The sequence below is a fragment of the Duganella sp. HH101 genome (assembly GCF_001758795.1).
Classification (GTDB): Bacteria; Pseudomonadota; Gammaproteobacteria; order Burkholderiales; family Burkholderiaceae_D; genus Rugamonas; species Rugamonas rivuli.
Genome location: NZ_LRON01000003.1, coordinates 15984 through 38816 on the forward strand (window position 1 = coordinate 15984; position 22833 = coordinate 38816).

Consider the following 22833-nt stretch of genomic DNA (forward strand, 5'->3'; position numbering starts at 1 on the left):
GACCCCTTTCGGCCGCAGTGCGGGGTGACGGCCTTTACTGCGCGGCGGTGCGGGTCTGCTTCAGCTTTTCGGCGCCCACCCAGTCCTTGATGTGCGATTCCAGCACATCCATCGGCAGCGCGCCCGCGCCCAGCACCTGGTCGTGGAACTGGCGGATATCGAAGCCGGCGCCCAGTTCCTTGCGGGCGTAATCGCGCAGCTCAAGTATCTTCAGCTGGCCGATCTTGTAGCCCAGCGCCTGGCCCGGCCACACGATGTAGCGGTCGGTCTCGCTCTGCACATCCACTTCCTCGATGCCCGAGTGCGCGTGGAAGAAGTCCACCACCTGCTGGCGGCTCCACTTCTTGGCGTGCAGGCCGGTGTCGACCACCAGGCGGATCGCGCGCAGCATCTCATCCTGCAAGTGGCCGTAGTAGCTGTACGGATCTTTGTAGAAGCCCAGCTCCTCGCCCAGACGCTCCGAATACAAGGCCCAGCCCTCGGCGTAGGCCGTGTAGTTGCCCTGCTGGCGGAAGGTCGGCAAGCCTTCGATCTCCTGCGCGATGGTCAGCTGCATATGGTGGCCCGGCACGCCTTCGTGCAGCGCCGTGGTCTCGATGCCGATGGTTGAGCGCTGGGCGAAATCGCCGGTGTTGACCATCACGCGGCCGGCGCGCTTGCCATCCGGCGAACCCGGCATGTAGGCGGCCGCCGACGCGCCCTTCTCGCGGAATTCCTCGACCGGCTTGATTTCCACCTTACCCTTGGGCAGCACGCCGAACTGCTGCGACAGTTGCGTGTACATCTGGTCCGTATATTTCTGGTACAGGTCGATGATTTCCTGGCGCGATTTCGGATGCAGCTCCGGCTTGGCGGCCACCGCCTTGTTGAAGCTCTTCAGATCCTTGTAGCCCAGCTTTTGCGCCGTCGCCAGCATCTGCGATTCGATGCGCTGGACTTCGGACAGGCCCAGTTGATGGATCTCTTCCGGCGACATCTCGGTGGTGGTCGAGGACTTGGCCTTGTACGAGTAGCGCGCCACGCCGTCCGGCAGCGACCACATGCCGACGTCCTTGCGGCCGTAAGGCGCGTACTTGGTCTTGGTATAGACGGCCAGCTTCTTGTAGGCCGGGATCACGTCCTTCTGCACCGCCGCCAGCACTTCCTTGCTCAGGCGCGCCTTGTCGGCGTCCGAGAACTCTTTCGGGAATTTTTTCAGCGGCTCGGCGAACGGCGAGTCGGCCGGCTTCATCGCGGCCACGTCCTCGCACTGCTTGACGATTTTCGGGATCAGGAACTTCGGCGGCATCAGCTTGTCCTGCACGCCTTTTTCCATCTGCACGCGGGTCTCGTCGAACAGCTTGGGCAGCGCGTGCAGGCGGACGATGTAGTCCTCGTAATCCTTGACCGTGTCGAACGGCAGCGCCGACACCAGCTGCGGCGCGTCGATGTGGATGCCGGAGTTCTGCGCCAATGGCATCTCCCAATCCTTGAAGCGGCCGCCTTCGACGTTCTGGCGCAGCTGGCGCACCATCAGGTCGCGGTTCAGCTGTTCCTGCAGCGGGAAGCCGCTGGTGTCCACCGCTTCGAAGCGCTTGAGGAAGTCGGCGGTGATTTTCAGGTCGCTCTCGATGCCGGCCTGCGAGAAGTCGGACCATTTGTCGTTGTAGCGCTTGTCGCCCAGCAGCGACGCCCATTCCGGGCTGGAACGCATCGTGTATTCCCACTGTTCCTTGATCAGGCTGTTCAACGCTGCGCGGCGGCCGGCCAGGTCGGGCGCGGCGCCGCCGGACTGGGCGTGGGCCGTGCCCAGGATCAGGGAAAACAACAGGGCGCTGGCGACGCCGATACGGGTGGTTGCGGTTGTCATGTTATAGGCCTATCAGGAAAAATGGTGAGCATGCACTGTAGGCCCGCGCCCGCGCAGGCGCGCGCGAATTGCGCTGGAATGTTGAAACAAGGGCATGAAATGCAGATTTCCGCGACAGACGAAATCAGTGCTCCAGCAAGTCCCCGGCGGCGCGGAACACCCGGCTGGGGTTTTCCGCCATCAGCGCATCGAGCGTGTTGAAGCCCCAGGCCACGGCGCCGAAATCGATGCCGGCTTCGGCCGAGACCTTGGCGTCGCGGATCTCGTCGCCGACCAGCAGCGCGTACTCGCGGGCGACGCCGGTGGCGGCCAGCACCTTGCGTATCTTCGGCAGCTTGCCGAACAGCGAGGCGCCGCATTCGAAGTGGCTGAACAGGCCGGCCAGTTCCGGGCCCAGCACGTTGACCACATTGCTGCGCGAGTTGGAGCTGACCACGGCCAGGATCACGCCCCGCGCCTTGAGCGCGCGCAGCACGCCGTCGATGCCGTCGAACAGGCGGATATGGCCGACGCTGCGCCCCATGGCCGAACGCATGAAGGTGGCGATGGCCGGCACCTTCCACAAGGGGATCTCGTGCACCGCCATGATCTGCCGGGCGTCGAGCTGGCGCAGCGCCTGCGTGCGGCTGCGGTCCATGCGCTTGAAACCGTATTTGTCGGCGGCCTGGTCGAACACGTCGACGAACACCGGCAGGGTGTCGGCCAGCGTGCCGTCGAAATCGAAGATGATCAGTTGGCGGTTCAAGCGGTCCTCAGAACAGTACGAAATCCTCGTTGCAGCTGGGGAGCGCACGCAGGACGCACCACAGCGGGCTGCGGTAGGCGAAGTATAGTCCGATCGGTATCAACATCAGCAAGGCGGCCATCATATTCTCCTTTTTCGCACATGTGTGCGAAATTGATTGAAAGAAAACCGCAGACGCGCTGCGGCCGGGTTTATTCCATGTCGTTGAAGCTTTTGTAGGTCGAGATCAGCCGGCTGAAGGCGCGCTGCATATGGCGCCCGGCCTGCTCGTCGCGCAGGAAACGGGTATCGTGCATCAGCCCGACGATCAGGCTGTAGATTTCGTAGACCAGCTGGCCGGCGTCGGTGTCGGGCCGCAGCTGGCCCAGCTCCATCGCCTGCAGGATGGTCTTGCGCAGCGATGCGCGCCAGGCCATCACGCCCTGTTGCAGGCGGTCGCGCAGCGGGCCGGCCTGGTCGTCGAACTCGAACGCGCCGGCGCTGTACAGGCAGGCGTTGTTCAAGCCTTCGTTGCAGGCGCGCCGCGACCAGGCGCTGACCATGGCCATCAGCCGCGGCAAGCCCTTGGGCTGCTGCAGCGCGGGCAGGAAGATGTCGCGCGCGAAGCGGCGGTCGTATTCGTCGAGCACGGCCGCCTGCAGCGTCTCCAGCGAGCCGACGCGGGAAAACACGCCGCTCTTGCTGATGCCGGTGCGCTTGGCCAGCTCGCCCAGCGACAGCTTGCCGATGCCGTCGGCCGCCGCCATGTCCAGCGCGGCGTCGATGATGGCGGCGAAAGTCGCCTCGCTTTTTGCGGTCAGGGTGTCCATGGCCCGAACTTTAGCACACCCGTGCGAAATAGCCAGCCTTATTTTTCCTTCTTGCCGTCCAGCGTGGCGATGGTGGCGGTGCTGGCCGGGCGTTCCCGCTGCAAGCGCCCGGCGACCCGCTCGGCCTGGCCGAAAGTGCGCAGCATGTTTTCGCCGGCCAGTTTCTTCAGGTCGGCGTTGCGCCAGCCACGGCGGATCAGCTCGGCGAACAGCTCGGGATATTTGGACACGGTCTTCCAGCGGGCCGGCCGGCGTGGCGCCGCCGTAGAAATCGCTGGCGATGCCGACGTGGTCGTGGCCGGCTGTCCTGGCCACGTAATCGATATGGTCGGCCACATCCTTGAGGGTGGCCCTGGGCGACGGGCCATGTTCCTTGATGTAGGCCTCTTCTATGCGCTTGAGCTCGGCTTCGCCGGCGATGCCCTTGCTCAGTTTTGCGAGTCCCGCGTCCCAGGCCATGGCGTCGCGGTTGACGAACGGCGGCACGAAAGTCACCATCACCACGCCGCCGTTGGCGGCCATGCGCTTCAGGATGGCGTCCGGCACGTTGCGCGGGTGGGCGACCAGCGCGAAGGCCGAGCTGTGCGAAAAAATCACCGGCGCGGCGCTGGTGTCGAGCACGTCGCGCATGACCTCGGGCGACACGTGGCTGATGTCGACCATCATGCCGAGCCGGTTCATTTCCCGCACCACTTCCTTGCCGAACGGGGTCAGGCCATGGTGGCGCGGTTCGTCCAGCGCGGCGTCGACCCAGTCCAGCGTGACGTTGTGGGTCAGCGTCAGGTAGCGGGCGCCGAGGCTGTAGTAGATGCGCAAGGCGCCCAGCGAATTTTCCAGCACGTGGCCGCCCTCCATGCCCAGCAGCGACGCCACCTTGCCCTGCGCGGCGATGCGGCGCACGTCCGCCACCGACAGCGCCAGCGCCATCGCCTCCGGGTACCTGGCGATCATGCGGCGGGCGATGTCGAACTGTTCCAGCTGAACTTTGGCATAGCCCTCCTTCGTCTCGCCCGGCACGTAGATCGACCAGAACTGCGCGCGCAGCTGGCCTTGCCTGAGCCGCGTCACATCGGTTTCGCCGCTGGTGGTCTTGCGCAGGTCGTAGGCTTCGACATCCGTCGGCGCCTTCGGGTCTTCGCGTATGGTCCACGGCAGGTCGTTGTGGCCGTCCAGCAGGATGGTGGTTTTCAGCAGCGCCCGCGCGTGGACCAGCGCGGCATCGTCGGCGGCAACGGCGGCTGTGGCAAACGGCAGGATCAGAACAAGCAGCAGGGCTGGCAGACGCGACATGAATTATCCGATCGAAAAGGAGGGGGACATCAGCCGGCCGATACTAGCATGCTGGTCCGCCGCGCAAAAAAAAACGGCGCGCATGGGATCACCCACGCGCGCCGCTTTCGGTCTCCTCCGGCCGGCTTATCGCGCCAGGCGCTTCTCCAACTCAGCCTTGACGGCGGTCAGTTCGGTAGGCAGATGGTAGGCCAGCTTGGCGAACAGTTCATCGTGCAGTTTCAGCTCTTCGCGCCAGGCGTCCTTGTCGATCGAGGTGATCGTTTCGAACTCTTCCGGCGAGAACGGGATGCCGTCCCACTTCAGGTCGCCGAAGCGCGGGGTGGTGCCGAAGATGTTCTCGACGCCGCCGGCCGTGCCTTCGATGCGTTCGAGCATCCACTTCAGCACGCGCATATTGTCGCCGAAGCCAGGCCAGACGAAGTGGCCCTGCTCGTCGGTGCGGAACCAGTTGACGCAGTAGATCTTCGGCAGCGTGGCGGCGTTGACCTTGCCCAGCTTCTCGCCCAGGTTCAGCCAGTGCTGGAAGTAGTCGCTCATGTTGTAGCCGATGAAAGGCAGCATCGCGAACGGGTCGCGGCGCACGATGCCCATCTGGCCGGCGGCGGCGGCGGTGGTTTCCGAACCCATGGTCGCGGCCATGTAGACGCCTTCGACCCAGTTGCGCGCTTCAGTGACCAGCGGCACGGTGGTCGAACGGCGGCCGCCGAAGATGAAGGCCGAGATCGGCACGCCGGCCGGATCGTCCCAGGCCGGATCGATCACCGGGTTCTGGGTCGCGGCCACGGTGAAGCGGGCGTTCGGGTGGGCGGCCTTGGTGCCGGAGGCCGGCGTCCAGTCCTTGCCCTGCCAGTCGATCAGGTGCGCAGGCGCTTCCTTGGTCAGGCCTTCCCACCAGATGTCGCCGTCGTCGGTCAGCGCGACGTTGGTGAAGATGGTGTCCGAACCCAGCGAGGCCATGCAGTTCGAGTTGGTGCGGGTATTGGTGCCCGGCGCCACGCCGAAGTAGCCGGCTTCCGGATTGATCGCGTACAGGCGGCCGTCGGCGCCCGGCTTGATCCAGGCGATGTCGTCGCCGATGGTGGTGACTTTCCAGCCGTCGAAGGTGGCCGGCGGGATCAGCATGGCGAAGTTGGTCTTGCCGCAGGCCGAAGGGAAGGCCGCCGCCACGTAGTGCTTCTTGCCTTCCGGCGATTCGACGCCGAGGATCAGCATGTGCTCGGCCAGCCAGCCGGTGCCGCCGTTTTGCGCGTCCTGGTGGCCCATGTTGGAGGCGATGCGCAGCGCGAAGCACTTCTTGCCCAGCAGCGCGTTGCCGCCGTAGCCCGAACCGTAGGACCAGATTTCGCGGGTCTCCGGGAAGTGCACGATGTATTTGGTGGCGTTGCACGGCCAGGCCACGTCCTTCTGGCCGGCGGCCAGCGGCGCGCCGACGGTGTGCACGCACGGCACGAACTCGCCGTCGGTGCCCAGCACGTCGTACACGGCCTTGCCCATGCGGGTCATGATGCGCATGTTGACGGCCACGTATGGCGAGTCCGACAGTTCCACGCCGATGTGGGCGATCGGCGAACCCAGCGGGCCCATCGAGAACGGCACCACGTACATCGTGCGGCCGGCCATGCAGCCGTCGAACAGCGGGTTCAGGGTGGCGCGCATTTCCGACGGCGCCATCCAGTTGTTGGTCGGGCCGGCTTCTTCCTTGGTGTTGGAGCAGATGTAGGTGCGGTCTTCGACGCGCGCGACGTCGGTCGGGTCGGAGCAGGCCAGGTAGGAATTCGGACGCAGTTCCTGGTTCAGCTTTTTCATGGTGCCGGCGGCAACCATTTCGCCGCACAGGCGGTCGTACTCTTCCTGGGAACCGTCGCACCAGTAGATGCGTGCCGGTTTGGTCAGGGCCGCGATTTCCGCTACCCAGTTGATCAACTTTTGCTGCTTGATGTAAGCTGGGACGTTGAGCAGTGCTGCAACGCCACCCATGACGGGTTGATTCATACTACCTCCAATGCTAATTAAAATTCTGCATGCGGCAGGATCGTCGTCAGCTTTTGGCTTGCGCTCAGAGGCCCATTCGAAATGGGTCGGCGGTATCACGGCGGTCTTGCGCGGCCCGGATGCGTGATCGACAGGCCTGTTTTTTGAGGCGATTGTACACCCGTCAATAGCTGTTCCAGTCAAAAATGTAGGAGAATTAGTTGAGTAAAGTAGTAAGCTATTCAGGTTCTTTTGCAAGCCGTTATTTCCCTACGAAATTCCTCATAAAATCGGTTATCTTCCATGAAAATTGCGATTCTCGACGATTATCAGAATGCCACGACCACACTCGCCTGCCTGGATTTATTGCGCGGACACGACGTTAAAGTGTTCAACAATTCGACCCGGGGGCTGGGCCAGCTGGCCATCCGGCTGGCGCCTTTCGAGGCCCTGGTGCTGATACGCGAACGCACCGCGCTGAACCGGGCGCTGCTGTCCAAGCTGCCCAATCTGAAGCTCATTTCGCAGACCGGCAAGCTGGCCGGCCACGTCGACGTCGAGGCCGCGACCGAGCTGGGCATCGCGATCGCCGAGGGCGTCGGTTCGCCGACCGCGCCGGCCGAGCTGACCTGGGCGCTGATCATGGCGGCGGCGCGCAAGATCGTGCCCTACGCGTCCAACCTGAAGGATGGCCTGTGGCAGACCGCGTCCATCCATCCGCAGCTGAACGGGCTGGGCGTGGTGCTCAAGGGGCGTACGCTGGGCATCTGGGGTTACGGCAAGATCGGCCAGCTCATCGCCGGCTACGGCCGCGCCTTCGGCATGCACGTGGTGGTGTGGGGCAGCCAGTCCAGCCGCGACAAGGCGGTGGCCGACGGCCATGCGGCGGCGGCGTCGCGCGCGGCGCTGTTCGAACAGGCCGATGTGCTGAGCCTGCACCTGCGGCTGCATCCGGACACGCGCGGCATCGTCACCGCCGACGACCTGGCGCGCATGAAGCCGGGCGCGCTGTTCGTCAACACCAGCCGCGCCGAGCTGGTGCAGCCGGGCGCGCTGGAACAGGCGCTGCCGCAAGGCCGGCCCGGCTACGCGGCGCTGGATGTGTTCGAATCCGAACCGCTGGCGGCCGACAGCCCGCTGCTGCGCATGCCGACCGTGCTGGCCACGCCGCACCTCGGCTACGTGGAGCAGGACAGTTACGAGCTGTATTTCCGCCATGCGTTCCAGAACATCGTCGATTTCGCCGCCGGCGGCTGCGACCAGATCAACAATCCCGGCTACCTGGCCAACGCCCGCTAGTCGGTTTGCTCGGGGATTTCCGGCAGGCCGGTCAGGTTGATGCGCGGCGCGGGCATGGCGTGCACCTTGCTCCACAAGCCGGCCCAGCCGGGCGGCCAGGCGATGTCCGGCCCCGGGTACGGCGCCAGCGAGGCGCGCACCGGCACCACCGGCACCGGCGGCATGTCGACCAGCGGGCCGCCGTCCGGACGCTGCATGTCCAGGCTGTACATATAGCCCGGCAGCAGGGCCTCGCACACGCCGGCGAACCAGGCGGTGTGGTCTTCGTCGCGCCCCAGCGCCTGCGCCAGCCCCTGCGGGTCGAAGCGCGCCAGCGCGTGGATCAGCTCCTCGGTGCTGGCGCCCGGCGTGTCGCCCCAGCCCATCACCGGATTGACGTTGTAGTCGGCGCCCGAGCCATACCAGCCCTCGCGCCACGAGCGCTGCATCCAGTCGCGCCGGCCGGTGAACAGATGCCAGCGCCAGTGCAGCCCGGACGGCTTGGGCCAGGAATACAGGTAGAGCCGCTCGTAACCGGCCTGGTGCAACGCGCGCACCACCGCCATCAGGCGCGCGTGCGGCATGCGGTCGGGCGGGGCGCGGCGGAACAGGATGGCTTCGCCGTCGGCGAACTGCACCTCGTCGGTGGACAGGTTCAAGTCCAGCGTCCGCGCCTCGCTGCCGAAACGGGCCGAGATCCAGCCGGTCAGCAGATTGACCGACGTGATGACGCCGTAGCCGCGATGGCGGTGGAAAATGACGGTTCCGGGGGCAAGCGCTTTCATGGTATCGAAACGAACAAAGAAACCAGTGTAGCCATAGTATGCCCAAGTTTCCAGCCCGCCGAGCGACTGTTTTCGCGTTCTTGGGCGGCTGCGGTTTGGGTTATGATGCAGATCATTTTAATCTGCCTGAGCTTTCATCATGACCCTGCGCATCCTCGCCACCGGCGGCACCTTCGACAAACACTACAACGAACTGAACGGCACCCTGGGCTTCGCCGACAGCCATCTGCCGGCCGTGCTGGCGCGCTGCCGCCTGACGGTGGACGTGGAGCTGGAGCAGTTGCCGCTGATGGATTCGCTGGACATGGTGGACGCCGACCGCGAGCGCATCCTGGCCGCCTGCCGCGCCGCCGGCGAGAAGGCGATCGTCATCATCCACGGCACCGACACCATGCCGCAGACCGCCGCCGTGCTGGGCCCGGCCGGTTTGGACCAGACCATCGTGCTGACCGGCGCCATGATCCCCTACGACATCGCCAATTCCGACGCGCTGTTCAACCTGGGTTTTGCCGCCGGCGTGGCGCAAACCCTGCCGCCCGGCGTGTACGTGGCCATGAACGGCAAGATTTTCGCGTGGGACAACGTGCAGAAAAATAAAGCGGCCGGCGTGTTCCAGCCGCTGTAACCTCCTTACTTGCGCGGGGGCGCCAGCAAGTCTTTCGCCTCCGGCAAGAGGGTAGTCAGACGCAAGCTGTCCGGTGCGGCCAGCATGCCGGCCCCCTCCTTCAGCGCGCCCGGCATCGTCAGCGACGACGAGCCCGCCGCCTCCGGCTGCCCGGCCGTGTTGAAGGCCGCCAGCGCCTCCACCATGCCGCCCACCTTGATCCGCAACGACGACGGTCCGCCCTGCGCCGCCAGATGCGGCAGCTTGGCCGCCGCCAGCGCCGCCATCTGCGCCGTGCTCAGGCCGGCCGTCTGCGCCGTCGTGAACACCACCGCCTGCGCCGTCGTCAGCGCGCCGATCTGCGCGGTCGACAACACCGCCAGCTGCGCACTGCTCAAGGCCAGCAAATCGCGCGTCTCGATCGCCGCCAGGTCGTCCGAACCCAGCGCCGCCAGCAGCGGCTTGCTCAACGCTCCCACCTGGCTGGACGTCAGCGCCACGATCTGATCGGTGCTCAGCACGTCGAAGCCGGCCAGGTGCGCCGTCGGCAGCGCGCCGATCTGGCGCAGCGTCAGCGCGGCGATCTGCGCCGTGCCGAACGATTGCAATTGTCCCGGCAGCAGCTGGGCGATGGTGGCGGTGGTCAGGCCGATGACCGCCGAGGTGTTCAGCGCCGCCAGCCCGTCGCTGCCCAGGCCGCGCAACTGCGACGCCGCCAGCGCGGCGGCCTGCGCCGCGCTCAGGGCGGCGACCTGGGTGGTCGACCAGGCCGCCAGTTGCGCCGTGTTCAGGCTGGCGATCACCTGCGACGACAGCGCCGCCAGCTGGCCGGTGCCGATGGCCGCCACCTCGTCCGCGGTCAGGGCCAGGTACTGGCGCGAACTGAGCACGCCGAACTGCTGCGCGCTCAGGCCGAGGAATTGCTCGATGCTCAGGCCGGCAAGCGCGGCGGTGGTCAGCGCCGCCACCTGGCGGCCAGACAGCGCGCCGATCTGGCGGGTGCTCAGCGCCGCCAGCGTGGCCGGCGACAGGGCCGCGATCACCGACGTGTTCAACGCCGCCAGGTCGCTCAATTGCAGGTTGGCCACCACGTCGGCCGACAGCGCGGCGAACTGCGTGCTGCTCAGCGCGCCGATCTGCAGGGCGCTCATGGCATTGATCTGGTCGCTGCCCATGGCTTGCAGCTGGTCGGTGCGCAGGCCGCCGATGGCCGCCGGATTGAGCGCGGCGATTTCCGCCGTCAGCATGTGGCCCAGCACGTCGGCGGACAGGGCGGCGATGTGCTGGCTGCCCAGGCCGGAAGCCTGGGTGGTGGTCAGGCCGAGGATCTGGTCGCTGCCCAGCACGGCCAGCTGCGCGGTGCGCAAGCCGTAGATCGCCACCGCGCGCAGGGCGGCGAAGTCCTGCGACTCCAGCGCCGCCACCGCCTCCAGCGACAGCGCGGCGACCTGCGCGCCGTTCAGCGTGGCCGCCTGCAGCGTGGTCAGCGCGATCGCCTGCTCCACCGTCATGCCGGCCAGCGCGGCCGGCTTCAGCTGGGCGATCTGCGTGGTGTTCAGCGTGCCGATCTGGTGCTCCGCCCCGCCCAGCACGGCAAACTGCGCCGAGTTCAGCGCGCCGTACACCAGCGCCGGCAGGGCGGCCAGCGCGGCCGGCGTCAACGCCGCCAGGTTGGCGGTCGACAGGCCGCCGGCCGCCGCCGGGTTGAGCTTGGCGATCTGCGCCGTGCTCAGCGCCTGGAACTGGTCCACGCTCAGCGCGTTCAGGCTGGCCGAGGTCAGCGCCGCGACCTGGCGTGTCGCCAGCGCGGCGATGCGGTCCGGGTCCAGCACCGCCAGCAGGCGGGTCGCCAGGCCGGCGATGGCGTTCGGGCTCAGCGCGGCCAGGTCGGCGGTCTCGATGACGGCAAAGGTATCGTTGCTCAGGGCATTGACCTGGCTGCTGCTCAGCGTCGCCACCTGCGCCGTGCTCAGCGCGGCGAACTGTTCGCCGTTCAGCGCCGCGATCTGGCGCGTCTTCAGCGCGGCCACCGTGGCCGGCTTCAGCGCCGCCAGGTCGCCGGTGTCGAGCTGGGCGATCACCTGCGTCGACAGCGCGCCCACTTGCAGCGCGCTCAGCGCGGCGGCCTGGACGGCGGTCAATTGCGACGCCTGCTCCACCGTCAGGCCGGTCAGCGCGGCGCTGCTCAAGGCCGCCACCTGCGCCGTCGTGAACTGGCCGAAATCGCCGTCGCCGCCGGCGCCCAGGGCCGCCAGCTGGGCCGAGTTCAGCGCCGCCATCACCGCCACCCGCAGCGCCGCCAGGCTGGCGCCGTCCAGCGCCTTGATGTCATCGGTCGACAGCACGCCGAACTGGCGCGCGTTCAGGGCGCCCAGCTGGGCGCTGCTCAGCGCGTGCAGCTGCCCGGCCTGCAGCGCGTTGATCTGCGCCGTGCTCAGGCCGGCGATCACGCCGGTGCCCAGCACGTGCAGGCGATCCGCGTCCAGCGCCTGGATCTGGGCGCTGCCCAGCGCCGTGACCTGGCGGCTCTGCAGCGCATGCAACTGGTCCAGGCTCAGCGCCAGCAGTTGCGCCACGCTCAGCACGCCCATCTGGCGCGAGCTCAGCGCCGCGATGTCGGCCGTTTCGATGGCGCCCAGTTCGGTGGCGCTCAACTGCCTGATCAACGCCGTGCTCAGCGACGCCATCTGTCCGGTGGTGAAGGCCGCCAGCTGCGCGGCGCTGAACATGTCCTCCCCGTCGCGGCGCGCCCACGGCAGCGCCGCCACCTGGCCGGGCTTGAGCGCGGCGATCTGCCCGGCGCCCAGGCCGTGCACCTGCTCCGGCAGCAGATTGCCGATCACCATCGGAGCCAGCCGGCTGATCTGCGCCGTGCGCAGCGCCGCCAGCGCTTCCGGCGCCAGCCCGCGTATGCCGTTCGGGCTCAGCATGGCCGCCTGGCCCGGCGTCATCGCCGCCAGCTGTTCCGGCGACAGCGCCGCCATGAAGCCGGTCGACTTCGATACCAGGTTCAGCGAGTACGTTTGCAGGGCTGCGAAGTCCTGCGTTTCCAGCGCGGCGATGCTGGCGGCCGGCAGCGCCGACAGCTGCGCGCCGGTCAAGGCTTGGGCCTGGGCGGTGGTCATCGCCGCGATGTATTCGATCCCCAGGCGGGCGATGTCGGCCGTGGTCAGTCTCGTGATCAAACGCGTGCCGCCGGCGGCAAACTGCGCCGGGGTCAGGCTGCTGTCGAAGGTCATGGTATTTCCTTTTTGATGAAGTGGTGACGCAGATGAGTTGAGGGGAAAGGAAATATTAAGCAAATGCTATCGCGCACCAGCAAAAAAAGCCCGCAAGCTGCGGGCTTTCCTGGCGCGCTGGCCGGGGCTATTTGGGCACCGCCAGCATGCCGTGGCTGCCGGACGCCTGCAGCGCCTTCAGGCGCAGCGTGTCGCCGTCGGCCTGGCCGGCGGCGGCCTGCCGGCCCAGGTCGTGGAACTGCTGCAGCACATCGGCCATGCGCGCGGCGCTGGCCGCCAGCGGACCGGCCGGCGGCTGGCCGCCGAGGTCCGGGACGCGGTCCTGGCCGGTGCGCGGCGCCGGCTGCGCCGCCGCGTCGAACGACGACAGCGCTTGCGCCATGCCGCTGACCTGGGCGCTCAAGCCCTGCTGGAACCAGACATCGGCCGCCGCGTGCTGCCGGCCGTCGGTGCTGGTATAGCTGGACGTCAGGCCGATCAGGTTGCCGTGATCCATGGCGCCCGCCTGCTGCACATCCAGGTTCAGGCTGGCGATGCGCAGCTCGGCCAGCGTCTTGAGCTCGCCGGCCTGGCTGACGCCGTCGGCATTCGCATCGACCCACACGCGCAGGTCGCCATAGCCGGCGTCGAGCGCGCTGACCATGCCGTCGTGGTTGCGGTCGAGTTCCGCCAGCGCCTGGTAGCCGTTGTCGGCGGTGCCGCCGCCGGCCAGCCTGGTGGCCGAGCCGAACAGTTCGCTGCCGTCGTTGATGACGCCGTCGTGGTTGCGGTCCAGCGCCAGCAAGCCGTCGCCCGGTCCCACCCAACCGGTGGCGCGCTGCCGCCCGCTGGCCGCCAGGTCGAAGCGCACGCCGGCCTCCAGCCCCAGCGTGCGGACGCCGTTGTCGTCGAGGTCCAGTACCAGCGGCGTGGGGAAAGTCATGACAGCGATCTGGGCAGCGCTGAAGGCGTGCTGCTGGGCGTCGCTCATCCCGTTGTACTGCTCCCACGACATCGCATGCGTCTGCGGCAGGGGCAGCGCCGCCAGCTGGGCCGGCAGCAATAACTGCATCCGCTCCGGCGTCATCGAAACGATCTGGCGCGTGCTCAGGCCGGGGATGTCGCGGGTCTCGATGGCGGTCAGGTTGGCCGCCGTCAGGCTGGCCAGCAGCGCCGTGCTCAGCGCCCCCACCTGGGCCGACGACAGCGCCGCGATCTGCGCCGTCGTGAACTGGTCGACGCCGGTATCGCTCGGCCGCAAGGCCGCCACCTGCGCCAGCGTCAGGGCGGCGACCTGGCCGGTGCCCAGCGCATGCACCTGGTCGTCCAGCAGCGCGCGGATGGTGGCCGTGGACAGCGCGGCGATATCGGCCGCTTCCAGCAGACCGAACAGCGGGGCCTGGATCTGCACCACCGCCGCCGAGTTCAGCGCGGCAAACTGCGCCGTCGTCAGGGCGCGCAGCTGGGCCGAGTTCATCGCCGCCAGCAGATTGCCTTCGCGCGCGGCGGCGTTCAGCAGCAGCGGATTGATCGCGGCCACATCGGCCGTGCTCAGCGCCGCCACCTGGCTGGCGCCGAGGATGCTCAACTGATTGCTGCTGAACGCGGCCATCTGGCCGGTGCTCAGCGCCGCCAGCTGGCCGGCCGTCAAGGCCAGCACCTGCTGGGTCTTGAGGCCGGCGATGGCCGAGGTTTTCAGGACCGCCACGTCCGCCGTTGCCAGCGCCGCCACCACCGTCAGCTGCAGCGCGCCCAGCTGGGCGCTGCTCAGCGTTGCGGCCTGGGCCGTGGTCAGCGCCGCCGCCTGCGCCGCGCTCAATCCCTGCAGCGCGCCGGTGCGCAAGGCGGCGATCTGCGCCGTGGTCAGCACCGAGATCAGCTGCGCCGGGCTGCCCTGCGGGTCGGCGCCGAGCGCCGCCATTTGATCCGACGTCAGGCCGGCCAGCGCCGCCGTGCTCAGCGCCGTGAGGTTGGCGGTGCGGATGGCGGCGATATCATCCACCGACAGGCGCGCCAGTTGCCGCGAAGTCAGCGCGTGGATCTGCAGCGAGCTCAAGCCGTTAATCTGTTGCGTCAGCAGGCCGTCGATCTGGGCGCTGCGCAGCGACGCCACCTGGGCCGACGTCAGGCCGGCCAGCTGCGACACCGTCAGGGCGCGGATATCGTCGCCCGACAGGCCGCCCAGCGCATTGGTGCTCAGCGCGCCGAGGTCGGCGCTCTGCAGGCCGGCCAGCGCCGCATCGCTGAGCGCCGCCACCTGGGCGCTGTTCAGTGCAGCGGCCTGGGCCGTGGTCAGCGCGGCCAGCTGGCTGCCGTCCAACACCGCGACCTGGGCCGTCTTGAGACCGGCGATGGCGGCCGTGCGCAGCGCCGCCACATCCGCCGTCGCCAGGCCGGCCAGCAGCGCCGGCGACAACACGCCCAGTTGTGCGCTGTTCAGCGCGCCCGCCTGCTGGGTGGTCAGCGCCATCACCTGCGAGGACGACAAGTTCTGCAGGGCGCCGGTGCCCAGCGCCGCGATCTGGGCCGTGGTCAGCGCGGCAAAGCGCGCCGAGAAGCCGAAGCCGTCCATGCCCAGCCAGGGCAGCTGATCCGAGCTCAGGCTGGCAATCGCCGCCGTGCTGAAGGCGCTGACGCGGGCGCCATCGAAGGCGCCGAAGTCCGAGCCCGACAGGCCCGCCATCTGGCGCGAACCGAAGGCGCCAATCTGCGCCAACGTCAGGCCGCCCAGCTGGTCGCTGCCGAGGGCGGCGATCTGCTGGCTCAGCAGGGCCGCCATCTGGCGCGTGCTCAGGCTGTTGAGCTGGACCTGGGTCAGATGGGACAGCAGGGTTGCGTCGAGCCCGGCAATCGCTTGCGGACTCAGGGCGGCCAGGTTGGCGGTGCTCAGGCCGACCACGGTCTGGCCGCTGAGGGCGGCGATCTGGCGGCTGCTCAACGCGGCAAACTGGGCCGTCGTCAACGCGGCGAACTGGGCGCTGGTCAGCGCGGCGATCTGGTCGCTGCCCAGGCCGGCGATGGCGGCGGTCTTCAGCGCGGCCAGGTCGGCCGTTTCGATGGCGGCGATATGCTGGGTCGACAGCGCGGCCACCTGCTGGCTGGACAATACGGCAGCCTGCATGGTGCTCAGCGCGGCCACCTGGCGCGTGCTCAGGCCGGCCAGCGCGGCGCTGCGCAGCGCGGCGACCTGGGCCGTCGTCAACACATCGATATGGCTGGCGCCGGCCGCATCGTTGCCCAGCGCGGCCAGCTGGTCGGAGCTGAGCACGGCGATCGCGGCGGTGCGCAGCGCGGCCAGGTCTTCCCCTTCCAGCGCGGCGATCTGGGCGCTGCTGAACGCCGCCAGCTGGCGGCTGCCCAGCGCGGCGGCCTGGGCGGTGGTGAGCGCGATCACTTGCGGACGGGTCAGGCCCTGCAGGGCGTCGGTGCTCAGCGCGGCGATCTGCGCGGTGCGCAGCGAGGCGAACTGGGCGCTGGCGACGCCGCCGCCGAGGGCGGCCAGCTGGGCCGACGTCAGCGCGGCGATGACGGCCGTGCTCAAGCCCGGCAAGCCGCGGCTGTCGAGCGCGGCCAGGTCATTGGTCGACAGGCCGGCGATCTGTTTGGAACCGAGCGCGGCCAGCTGCGCAGAACCGAAGGCGACCAGTTGCTGGGTGCTCAGCGCGGCGAGCTGGTCGCTGCTCAAGGCCGCCACCTGCTGCGATTTCAGGGCCGCCAGTTGCGACGGCGTCAGCTGCGCGATCACGCGCGTGCTCAGGCCGGCGATCGCGGCCGTGGTCAGCGCCGACAGATTCGCGGTCGACAAGCCGGCCAGCGTATCGCTCGACAGCGCGCCCAGCTGCTGGCTGCTGAGGGCGGCCAATTGCTGGGTGGTCAGCGCGGTCAGCTGCGCGGCGGTCAGCGCCCGCATCTGGTCGGTCGACAGGCCGGTCAGCGCGGCCGTGCGCAGCGCCGTCACGTCGGCGCCTTCGAACACGGCGATATCGGCGGTGCCGAGCGCGGCGATCTGCGCGCTGTTCAGCGCGGCCGCCTGGGCGGTGCTGAGCGCGACGATCTGGCGCGTGCTCAGGCCGCTGAAGGCGGCGGCGCGCAGCGCGGCGATCTGCTGCGTGGACAACAGGTCGATATGGCTGGCGCCGGCGGCGTCATTGGCCAGCTGCGCCAGCTGGGCGGCGCTCAGCGCGGCCAGCGCGGCGGTTTTCAGGCCGGCCACGGCGGCCGCGTCGAGCGCGTCGATGGCGGACGGCGACAGCGCCACGATCTGGCGCGAGCCGAAGGCGCCCAGCTGCGCCGAACCCAGCGCGGCCAACTGCTGCGCGCTCAGGCCGGTCAACTGGTCGGTGCTCAGCGTGGCGATCTGGCGCGTGCTCAGCGCCGCCACCTGCGCGCTGCTCAGGCCGGCCAGCACGCCGACCGGCATGGCGGCGATTACCGCCGTGCTCAGCGCGCCGATGTCGTTGGTCTGCAGGCCGGCGATGGCCGACGATTGCAGCGCCAGGATCTGGCTGCTGTTCAGCGCGGCGACCTGGGCGCTGGTGAGCGCCGTCACCTGGTCGCTATTGAGCGCGGCCACTTGCTGGGCGCTCAAGCCGGTCAAGGCCTGGGTCTTGAGCGCGGCCAGGTCGGCCGTTTCCAGCGCGGCGATATCGGCGGTGGACAGCGCGGCCAGCTGGCTGCTGCTCAGCACGGCCGCCTGCGCGGTGGTCAGCGCCGCCGTCTGGCTGCTGGTCAAGCCGGCCAGGCTGGCCGGGCGCAGCGCGGCGATCTGCGCCGTGCCCAGGCTGCCGAAGGCGCTGCCGGCCGCATCGTTGGCCAGCGCGGCTAGCTGGTCGGCGCGCAGCGCGGCCAGCGCCGACGTGCTCAGCGAGCGCAGCGTGGCGGAGTTGAGCACGGCGATGTCGACGCTCGACAGGCCGGCGATGTTGCGCGAGCTCAGGCCCAGCACCTGTTGCGCGGCCAGGCCGGCGACCTGCACCGTGCGCAGCGCCGCCAACTGGTCGCTCGACAGCGCGGCGAATTGTTGCGAAGTCAGGCTGGACAATTGCAGCACGCTGAGGTTGGCGACCGCGGCCGGGCTCAGCGCGGCGATATAGGCGGTGCCGAAGGCGGCCATATTGGCGCTGGAGAAGCCGGCGATGGTGTCGGACGACAGCGCGCCCAGCTGGGCGGCGTTCATGGCCAGGAATTGGCCCATCGTCAGCGCGGCCAGCTGGCTGCTCGACAGCGCGGCCACCTGGGCCGAGCTGAGGCCGGGGATGGCGGCGGTGCGGATCGCGGCCAGGTCCAGCGGCTCCATGGCGGCGATGGCCTGCGTGCTCAGCGCGCGCAACTGGCTGCTGTTCAGGGCGGCGACCTGGCCGGCGGTCAGCGCCACCGCCTCGGCGGTGCTCAGGCCGGTCAGCGCTGCGCTGCGCAGCGCGGCGATCTGCGCGGTGGTCAGCAGCTGCACCATGCCGTTGCCGCCGTCGGCGGCGCCCAGCACGGCCAGCTGGTCGGAATTGAGCGCGGCAACCGCGGCCGTGCGCAGCGACGACAGCGTGGCCGACGCCAGGCCGGCGATGTCCTCGGTGGTCAGGCTGCCCACTTGGAGCGAGCTCAACGCGGCGACCTGGGCCGACGTGAGGCTGTGGATTTGCGTGCTGCTGAGCGCGTTCAACTGGGCGGTGCTCAGCGCGGCGATCTGGCGCGTGCCCAGGCCGGCCAGCTGGGCCGTGGTCAGGCCGGCCAGGCTGGCGGTGTCGAGCGAGGCGATCGCGCCGGCGCCCAGCACGGCGAAGTCGGCGAATTCCAGGCCGGCCAGGCCGTCGCTGGTGAGGGCGTCGAACTGGCGGCTGCTCAGCGCGGCGATCTGCGACGTCGTCATGGCGCGCACCTGCGCGCTGCTCAGCACGGCGACCTGCTGCGTGCTCAGCGCCGCGATGGCGGCCGTTTTCAGGGCCGGCACGTCGTCCGTCATCAGCCAGGAGATTTGCTCCGTGGACAAGCTGCTCAGCTGCGCGGCGCTCAGCGCGGCGGCCTGCGCGGTGGTCAGCGCCTGCAACTGCCCGCTGCCCAGCCCGGCCAGGGCCGCAGTGCGCAGGACAGCGATCTGCGCCGTGGTCAGCGCCGCGATATCGCCGCCGGAAGGCCCGGAGATCGCGGCCAGCTGCGCCGACGACAGCGTGGCGATCACTGCCGTGCTCAGCGCCCGGCTGTGGAGGGGATAGGCGAACAGCGCGCCCACGTCGTCGGTCGACAGCGCGGCGAACTGGGCCGTCGAGAGGACGCCCAGTTGCGCAGTCGTCAGGCTGACGACCTGGCCGGTGGACAGCGCCGCGATCTGGGCCGTGGTCAGGCCGGCGAACTGGCGGGTGCTCAAGCCGCCGAGCTGCAGCGTCGTCAACGAGGCGATCACGGCCGGGCTCAGCCCCGCGATGGTGGCCGCATTCATGGCCAGCAGGTCGGCCGCCGGCAAGGCGGCGATGGCGGCGCTCGACAGCGCGCCGATCTGGCGGCTGCTCAGCGCGGCGAACTGGGCGGTGGTCAATGCGCCCAACTGTGCGGTATCCAGCGCCGCCATCTGCTGCGTCGTCAGGCCGGCGACGGCCGCGGTCTTGAGCGCCTTCACATCGGCCGTGCCCAGCGCCGCGATCAGCGCCGTCGACAGGCTGGCCAGCTGCGCGCTGCTCAGCGCGGCGGCCTGCGCGGTCGACAAATGGGCCAGCTGCGCCGTGTTCATGCCCGCCAGCGTGGCGGTGCGCAGCGCGGCGATCTGCGCCGTGCCCAGGTCGGAAAACACCTGGTCGGTATTCTGGATGGAGCCGGTGCCCAGCTCGGCGAACTGGTCCGACGACAGCGCCGCCATGAACGCGGTGCTCAGGCCGGCCAGCGCGGCATAACTGAGATCGGCGATATCCTGCGCCGACAAGCCCGCCACCTGGCGCGAGCCGAAGCCGGCGATGCGGGCCGCGCTCAGCGAGTGAATCTGTTCGGAAGTCAGCGCCACCACCTGGTTGCTGCTCAACGCGCCCAGCTGGCCCGAGCCGAAGCCCGCCAACTGCGCGGTGCTCAGCGCAGACAACAGGCCGGTGCCCAGCGCCGGCAGCGCGTTCAGGCTCAGCGCGGCCAGGTCGCGGCTCTCCAGCCCGGCGATGCCGGCGGTCGACAGCGCGCCCAGCTGGGCGCTGCTCAAGGCGGCGAAATCGGCGGTGCTGAAAGCGGTCAACTGGGCCTGGCCGAGCGCGGCCACCTGGCGCGTCGACAACGCGGCGATGGCGGCGGTTTTCAGGGCGGCGATATCGGCCGTTTCCATCGCCGCGATGGCGTCGGTGGAGAGGGCGTTCAACTGCGCGCCGCTCAATGCGGCGGCCTGGGCCGTGCTCAGCGCCACCACCTGGCCGGCGCTCAGCGCGGCCAGCTGCGCCGTGGCCAGCGCGCTGATGCCGCGCGTGCCGAGGGCGGCGATGCCGTTCGTGCCGATCGCCAGGATCTCATCGGCCGAGAAGGTCGCCAGCTGGCGCGTGCTCAAGGCGCTCAATTGCCCCGTGCCCATCAGGGCCACCTGGTCGGACGACAGGCTGGCGATATTGGCGGTGCTCAAGGCGAGCAGATCGGCCGTTTCAAACGCGGCGATGGCTTGGCTGCTGAGACTGGTGAAGGCTTTGGTGCCCAATGCGGCGGCCTGGGCGGTGGTCAGCGCGGCGATCTGGGCGCTGTTCAGCGCGCCCATGAAGCCCGACGGCAGCGCGCCGACGGCGTTCAGCACGGTCGCCTTGATCGCGGCCAGGTCTTGCGTGGTCAGCACCGCGACATTGCTGGCGGCCAGGTAGGCCAGCTGCTGGCTGGTCATGACGGCCAGGTGATCGGTGCGCAGGGCGGGAACTTGGAGCGAACTCAACGCCGCGATATCTTCGCTGGTCCAGCTCAATACATCCTGCGTGGTGAGGATGGTGGCGATCTGGTCAGTGGAAAGAATCGGGACGAAGGTGCTCATGACGAGTTCCTAATTTGATAACATCTTTCACTATAGCAGAAATCGCGCTAATTTCTACAGAGCAACGAAACTATTTTCCCTGGTTTTTATCAAAAATTACATGAAAAAAGCCGCAAAATCAAAGACTTTGCGGCATCTTTAACCAACAGGCAACGGCTTTGTTGCAGTCCGATCAAGCCTTCGCTTCGCCGCCCAGGGCCTCGACCACATCGGTCATCAGCTTGGCCAGTTCGCCGGTCATCAGCATGAAGTCGCCGTCGAAACGCTCGTCGTCGTTCTTGGTGCTCGATTCCTTTTCAGCGATGACGTCCAGCGGCTTGATGCCCTTGATCGCCAGCGACTCGGTCAGCACGAAGGAAATCTTGCTGTCCCAGGTCATCGCCAGGCGGGTGCACTGCTTGCCGGCCGCGATGTGGCGGCGCACTTCGTCCGCTTCCAGCGTGTGGCGCACGTAGCGTACCGCCGCCTTGCTCTCGCCGGTGGCGCGCAGTTCGGTGTCCATGTCGACCGTGAAGCCGGCCGGCGCATCGTCGGCCTGCAGCCATTCGGTCATCACGCCCACCGGCGAGCGCTGCACGCGCAGGCTTTCCAGCGGCAGCTTGTCGACCGCCTTGAGCAGCAGCTTGATCACTTCGTCGGCCTTGGCCGGGCTGGCGGCGTCGACCACCAGCCAGCCGTTGACCGGATCGATCCAGGTCCAGACATTGCTGCGGATCGAGAAGGCGCGCGGCAGCAGCTCGTCGGCGACGCGCTCCTTCAGCTCCTTCATCGCCTTCTTGCCGGGGGCGAAGCCTTGCGCCTCTTCCATTTCGGCGGCGCGGGCCTTGGCGACCTGGTTGATGACGGTGTTCGGCAACAGCTTTTTCTCGGTGCCCAGCAGGATCAGCATTTGCTTGTTGACCACGTGCACCAGGCCGCCGTTCGGGCGCGGCGTGTCCCAACCCTGGCGCAGCAGCTCATTGCTGCTAGCCGGGACGAAGGCGTGAGGGGCCAGCGCTGCTTCCAGTTGTTCGGGGGTGAAGGCCCAAGGGGCCGGCAGACGGTAAATCTGTAGATTCTTGAACCACATGTGTTGAGCCTTGTTTCAGTAATGCCAGGGGAGCGCCATTTTACACGGTGATGGCGGCGCCGGACCGAATCTGTTGCTGACCTAGGCGAACAATTCGCCCTGCCTCGGCAAGCTGACCTGCTGTCCCGAGCCGGGCGGCTCCAGCGTGCTGGCGCGCACGCCCAGCAGGCGCAGCCGGCGTTGCAGCGGCACCCGCTTGAGGCACTCGCGCGCCGCGTGCAGGATGCCGGTGGTGTCGGCCACCGGCTGCGGCAGCGTGACGTTGCGGCTGACGATCTGGAAATCGTCATAGCGCAGCTTGATGCTGATGGTGCGGCTGACGTAGCCCTTGCGTTTGAGATCGTCCGCCAGCCGCGCGCACAGCTGGGTCAGGATGCCGGACAGCGTGTCGCGGTCCTGGCGCGCATGCAGGTCGCGCTCGAAAGTGGTTTCGCGGCTGATCGACTTGCTCTCGGAACTGGTGGAGATGTCGCGATGGTCGATGCCGTGCGCGGCCTCGGCCAGCCAGGCCGAATAGTGCGCGCCGAAATGGTCCTGCAACAGGCCGGCATCGGCCGCCGCCAGCTGGCCTATGGTCTCGATGCCCAGCGCCGCCAGCTTCTCGGTGGCCTTGGGGCCGATGCCGTTGATCTTGCGCACGCCCAGCGGCCAGATGCGCGCCGGGATATCGTCGTAGCCGAGGATGGTCAGGCCGTCGGGTTTTTCCAGGTCCGAGCTGATCTTCGACAGCAGCTTGTTGGGCGTGACGCCGATCGAGCACGACAAGCCGGTGGCGTCGCGCACGGCCTGCTTGATGCGCTGCGCCAGCTCGCGCGTCTCGCCTTCGACATGGGTCAGGTCGATATAGATTTCATCGATGCCGCGGTCCTCGAAATCCGGCGCGATGGCGGCCACGGCGTTCTTGAACAGCCGCGAATAATGGCGGTAGGAGTCGAAATTGACCGGCAGCAGGATGGCATCCGGCGCCAGCTTGGCCGCCTTCATCATGCCCATGGCCGAGCCCACGCCGAGCGCGCGCGCCTCGTAGGTGGCGGTGGTGATGACGCCCCGGCCGACATAGTCGCGCAGCCGCGAGAACGTGTGGCTGCCGTCCGCCTGCACCACCGGCTGGGCGTCGCGGCCGCCGCCTATGACCACCGGCAGGCCGCGCAATTCCGGGTAGCGCAGCAGCTCGACGGACGCATAAAACGCGTCCATGTCGAGGTGGGCGATGCGGCGCAGGTCTTCAGCCATGGTGCGG

12 protein-coding genes and 1 pseudogene are annotated in these 22833 nt (G+C 68.3%); 2 read left to right on the plus strand and 11 right to left on the minus strand.

Translation table 11 applies throughout. From position 1 onward, the window contains the following. Nucleotides 1-34: 34 nt before the first annotated feature. From DUGA2_RS05275 to DUGA2_RS05295, 6 genes and pseudogenes are all read right to left on the minus strand, one after another. Nucleotides 35-1849, minus strand: a complete 1815-nt coding sequence (locus DUGA2_RS05275) for a DUF885 family protein (RefSeq protein ID WP_070267711.1) — start codon at nucleotides 1847-1849, stop codon at nucleotides 35-37. 124 nt (nucleotides 1850-1973) lie between these two features. Then, nucleotides 1974-2594, minus strand: coding sequence for an HAD hydrolase-like protein (locus DUGA2_RS05280; RefSeq protein ID WP_070267713.1), 621 nt, complete (start codon nucleotides 2592-2594; stop codon nucleotides 1974-1976). 191 nt (nucleotides 2595-2785) lie between these two features. Continuing rightward, nucleotides 2786-3403, minus strand: coding sequence for a TetR/AcrR family transcriptional regulator (locus tag DUGA2_RS34355; protein WP_070267715.1), 618 nt, complete (start codon nucleotides 3401-3403; stop codon nucleotides 2786-2788). Between the two features lie 38 nt (nucleotides 3404-3441). Continuing rightward, on the minus strand, nucleotides 3442-3741 hold the full coding sequence (locus DUGA2_RS34955) for a membrane dipeptidase (protein ID WP_373994823.1): 300 nt from the start codon (nucleotides 3739-3741) through the stop codon (nucleotides 3442-3444). Continuing rightward, nucleotides 3647-4693: pseudogene (locus DUGA2_RS34360) on the minus strand (dipeptidase); the annotation flags it as partial. The gene DUGA2_RS34955 and the pseudogene DUGA2_RS34360, both read right to left, overlap by 95 nt. Nucleotides 4694-4819: 126 nt before the next feature. Then, a complete protein-coding gene (locus DUGA2_RS05295) occupies nucleotides 4820-6688 on the minus strand; it encodes a phosphoenolpyruvate carboxykinase (GTP) (protein ID WP_070267716.1) in 1869 nt (622 codons plus the stop codon). A 282-nt stretch (nucleotides 6689-6970) separates the two neighbouring features. Between DUGA2_RS05295 and DUGA2_RS05300 the strand changes: the two genes are divergently transcribed. After that, nucleotides 6971-7966 (plus strand): D-2-hydroxyacid dehydrogenase family protein, encoded by a 996-nt coding sequence (locus DUGA2_RS05300; protein ID WP_070267717.1) that lies wholly within the window; start codon nucleotides 6971-6973, stop codon nucleotides 7964-7966. Here DUGA2_RS05300 and DUGA2_RS05305 read toward each other — a convergent pair. Beyond that, nucleotides 7963-8730 (minus strand): L-asparaginase, encoded by a 768-nt coding sequence (locus DUGA2_RS05305; protein WP_070267718.1) that lies wholly within the window; start codon nucleotides 8728-8730, stop codon nucleotides 7963-7965. The two genes, DUGA2_RS05300 and DUGA2_RS05305, sit on opposite strands and share 4 nt — an antisense overlap. A gap of 139 nt (nucleotides 8731-8869) precedes the next feature. Here DUGA2_RS05305 and DUGA2_RS05310 point away from each other — a divergent pair, with 139 nt between their 5' ends. Continuing rightward, the gene (locus DUGA2_RS05310; RefSeq protein WP_070267719.1) at nucleotides 8870-9355 is read left to right on the plus strand and encodes an asparaginase domain-containing protein; all 486 of its coding nucleotides are present in this window, start codon (nucleotides 8870-8872) and stop codon (nucleotides 9353-9355) included. A gap of 5 nt (nucleotides 9356-9360) precedes the next feature. Here DUGA2_RS05310 and DUGA2_RS34770 read toward each other — a convergent pair whose 3' ends face one another. The 4 genes from DUGA2_RS34770 to DUGA2_RS05330 all read right to left on the minus strand — a co-directional run bounded on the left by DUGA2_RS34770 (nucleotide 9361) and on the right by DUGA2_RS05330 (nucleotide 22826). Continuing rightward, on the minus strand, nucleotides 9361-12573 hold the full coding sequence (locus tag DUGA2_RS34770; RefSeq protein ID WP_070267720.1) for a hypothetical protein: 3213 nt from the start codon (nucleotides 12571-12573) through the stop codon (nucleotides 9361-9363). A gap of 127 nt (nucleotides 12574-12700) precedes the next feature. Continuing rightward, nucleotides 12701-20524, minus strand: coding sequence for a hypothetical protein (locus DUGA2_RS05320; RefSeq protein WP_070267722.1), 7824 nt, complete (start codon nucleotides 20522-20524; stop codon nucleotides 12701-12703). A 172-nt stretch (nucleotides 20525-20696) separates the two neighbouring features. Next, nucleotides 20697-21593, minus strand: a complete 897-nt coding sequence (locus DUGA2_RS05325) for a recombination-associated protein RdgC (protein ID WP_070267724.1) — start codon at nucleotides 21591-21593, stop codon at nucleotides 20697-20699. 81 nt (nucleotides 21594-21674) lie between these two features. Next, on the minus strand, nucleotides 21675-22826 hold the full coding sequence (locus DUGA2_RS05330; protein ID WP_070267725.1) for a DNA polymerase IV: 1152 nt from the start codon (nucleotides 22824-22826) through the stop codon (nucleotides 21675-21677). Between the last annotated feature and the right edge of the window lie 7 nt (nucleotides 22827-22833).